We start from the raw sequence: 3112 nt of genomic DNA on the forward strand, positions 1-3112 counted from the left end.
CCCGCGCCAGGGTCTGGGCGACGTCGATGCACTCGACGCTGGTCAGCGCCACGACGGAACAGGGGTTGGATGTGTTGTTCGGCCGCGAAAGCACCGGATCGCCGGGCACTGCGAAGGAGAAGATCTGCCGCCGGCCGTCCGGCAGCACGCGCATCTCGCAGCACCAGCCGGAAAGGATCCATTTCAGCCGCGGCGTCGGGGCGATGGAGTTGATGACCGCTGCGGCCGGGTAGCGTTCTATGGGGCCCATCAACTCCTTGAGCGAACTTGCCGTCGTCGGGGATAGACCGGCGGCGCGCACCAGTCCTTCCACCGCGGGTTGCGCCGACGCCTTATAGGCGCCACCATGATCCGCCATTGACCTCTTCCGGCTGCGGCGCGCCGCCCGCGGCGCCGACAGAACATGGGAAGAGCAAGCCGCTTCGATCGCCGCGCGACACTATCATTCGCCAGAACACGCTGCGGAATGAAGCTGCCCCCTTGATTATTCCGGACAGCTGCGGCTGATCGAGGCGAAGGCTGGCGACCGCCGGCCCGCCTCGTCCTCAGTCCTGCTGGTAGCCGCCGACCCGGCGCGGCTGGCGCTCGACCTGCTGGGATTCCGACTGATAGCAGGCGAAGCTGGCCAGCTTGTGCCGCTGGTGCAGGGTCACCGTCCCGCGATCCACCGTCAGCATGCCCTCGCGGCGCAGCTGCTGCAGGGTGCGGTTGATGTGCACCACGCTCAGGCCAAGCGCGTCGGCGAAGACCTCCTGGGTCAGCGGGATCCGGAAGGTGTTCTCCTTCACCAGGCCGATCGCGTCGAGCCGGTCATAGAGCTCGAGCAGCAGATTGAGCACCCGCTCCTTGGCGGTCAGCCGGCCGATACGGACGATCTGGTCGAACAGACGCTCCTCGCGCTGACGGACCGCGTCGACGAGGGAGGCCGAAACCCGCTCGCCCTGCTCGCCCGCGGTCAGCGCGGCGGCGTCGGCGATCTCGACATTGGTCAGCGCGACCAGGCCGCGGCTGCCGACGTGCGAGGTCGCGTTGACGGTCGCCACGTCGCCGGGCAGCAGGAAGGCGAAGATCTGCCGACGACCGTCAGGCAGGATCCGCGTCTCGGAGATCCATCCGGACACCACCACGATCTGGCGCTTGCGCCCGTCGTGGTCGGCGATGTTCGCGCCCGCCGGAACGCGCTCGACCGTTCGCCAGAACGTCCGGACGCGACCGACGTCCATCTGCCGAAAGTCATTGAGGCCCGCAAAGGTTGATTGCCGCTCGCGTGAGATCACGCCGACGCCGCCGGACATGGACATGAGTGCCCCTCCACCCCAGGTTGACTAAGCTTCCACGCCATCAGCAGCACATCAAATGACGATACTACTTCAGCGTGAACGCCCCGGATCGTTAACCAAGCTCCCACTGAGCTTGAGCTTCTCACAGCACTTTACGTCACTGAACTCACCAAGCTGTGATCAAATTGACCTCTGGATGGTGATTCGCGGTTTTGTCTTGGCCGCGCCAAACGGATTGATCTCGTCATCGCCTTCGACCGTCAAATGTTGCCGGCTTTCTTGCAGCAAATCCGCCGAACACTGGACGCACGCTGCGCGACAGCTGGCCAGAGCCTGTCGGCGTCGAATGAAGAGCGCCTCACGACACAATAATCGGTTTTCTCATCACATCCGCGCACGGACGTCCGGCCTCGCGTCAGGGTTAACTGAGGCCAAGCTCGGCCGCGCGCCAAGTTAACCACGCGCCCAGCGACGAACGACCTCGGCCAACAGGTGAGAACCATCGAACTAAGCGCTCCAGATTCGCGCAACCCCCGGTGTCGGGAGATTAACTGCGCTTACCAAACCCCGTGTTCGTCCGCCCCCGGAGCGCCGATTTTGGGCGATTCGACAAGCGCTTAGCCCGACGCGCATCAAATGGAATAGCGAAAAGCCCGCCCGGCGCGGAAAGGTTTGGGCGGCCGCACGAAGCCCCCACCCCCTGCGGTCGGACCGGCTCTCGCCCGATTCCCTGGACGGCGGGCGGGAGCCGGTCAGCCGGCCGCGTACATTCAACGCTTTGTGTCCTGCGTCCGCGCCCGGACAGACGCTCCGCGCGACCACGGATATTAGTTCTGGGCGGGACAGGAGACCTTCATGGGCCAGAGCCACCTCTTGGAGCGCCGCGCCCACGCGCGCCCGCATCACGACCGTGACGCAGCAGGCGGCGAAGCGGCCGAGATCGCGCAGCTGCTGGAGCGCGCCGGCGTGGATCAGGCGAGCGCCCTGTGGTTCCAGTTCCTGGAACTGGCGACGCAACGGGCTTGCGACTGGAGCGAGCGATTCGCCGCCGCCGGCGCGCCGCTGAACGTCCGAGCGGCCGCCGTCCTCGGGCTGCGGGCCCTGGCGGCGGAGATCCTCTCGACGGCCCCTGCGCAGGCGGACGCCGCGTATGGCGCGGCCGAGGCCTGCCTCGGCGTTTGCGAGCAGGCGCGCCAGGCCGCGCTTGCGCCGCCGTCGCCGCGGCGCTGGGGCGAAGGGGCCGCGCCGAGGTCTCCGCAGCGGACCGGCCCGCTGCGCCACGGCGTCGGCTGCTGCTGAGCCTCGATCCGCACCGACGCAGATTGGCCCTGGAACCGCCTCTGGGCTGACGGGTTGCGCAGTCATCGAAGGGACTCCGCCGCGGCGCCAGCCGCCCCTTTCGAGGTTCAAGGGACCGTCCTCGGCCAGGAGGCCGAAGAGGAGGTTTGCATCATGCGATACGAGCGCCTGGAACAGGTCCGCGCCTACGCCGACATCACCGAAGTCCGTCCGCCGATGACACGCCAGCAGCGCCTCAAGCGCTGGGCGGACGTCCTGAAGCGCGAAGGCGCGCGGCCGCTGGAGGCGCTACGGTGGGTCGAGTTCTACGCCGAGCCGGAACGGCGGCAGTTGCGCCGTGAACGCTCGCCGATCGCCTTCGCCTTCGCCGACCCGGTGCTGCGCGCCGAAGGCCTGACGGGCGACACCCTTGGCGACGCCCAGCTGTTCTTCGAGCTATCGGACGACGAGGCTCACCGGCTGCTGTGCGACTGCCACTTCCAAGGCCGCATGACCGGCCGCTCGGCCGCCCGGCGGATCCGCGCCCTGGCCCA

The 3112-nt window shown here is 67.7% G+C and carries 3 protein-coding genes and 1 pseudogene; 2 read left to right on the forward strand and 2 right to left on the reverse strand.

Annotated elements, in window-relative coordinates:
- Together VJS38_RS06935 and VJS38_RS06940 are read right to left on the reverse strand one after the other, a co-directional pair.
- Nucleotides 1-358: pseudogene (locus VJS38_RS06935) on the reverse strand (hypothetical protein); the annotation flags it as partial.
- 187 nt (nt 359-545) lie between these two features.
- Entirely contained in the window at nt 546-1301 is a 756-nt protein-coding gene (locus VJS38_RS06940; protein ID WP_324087422.1) for a Crp/Fnr family transcriptional regulator, read from the reverse strand.
- 834 nt (nt 1302-2135) lie between these two features.
- Between VJS38_RS06940 and VJS38_RS06945 the strand changes: the two genes are divergently transcribed.
- On the forward strand, nt 2136-2579 hold the full coding sequence (locus VJS38_RS06945; RefSeq protein WP_324087423.1) for a hypothetical protein: 444 nt from the start codon (nt 2136-2138) through the stop codon (nt 2577-2579).
- A gap of 153 nt (nt 2580-2732) precedes the next feature.
- Nucleotides 2733-3112, forward strand: a 380-nt coding sequence (locus tag VJS38_RS06950) for a hypothetical protein (RefSeq protein WP_324087424.1), incomplete at its 3' end; no start/stop codon positions are given.

The organism is Phenylobacterium sp. (assembly GCF_035276905.1).
Lineage (GTDB): Bacteria > Pseudomonadota > Alphaproteobacteria > Caulobacterales > Caulobacteraceae > Phenylobacterium.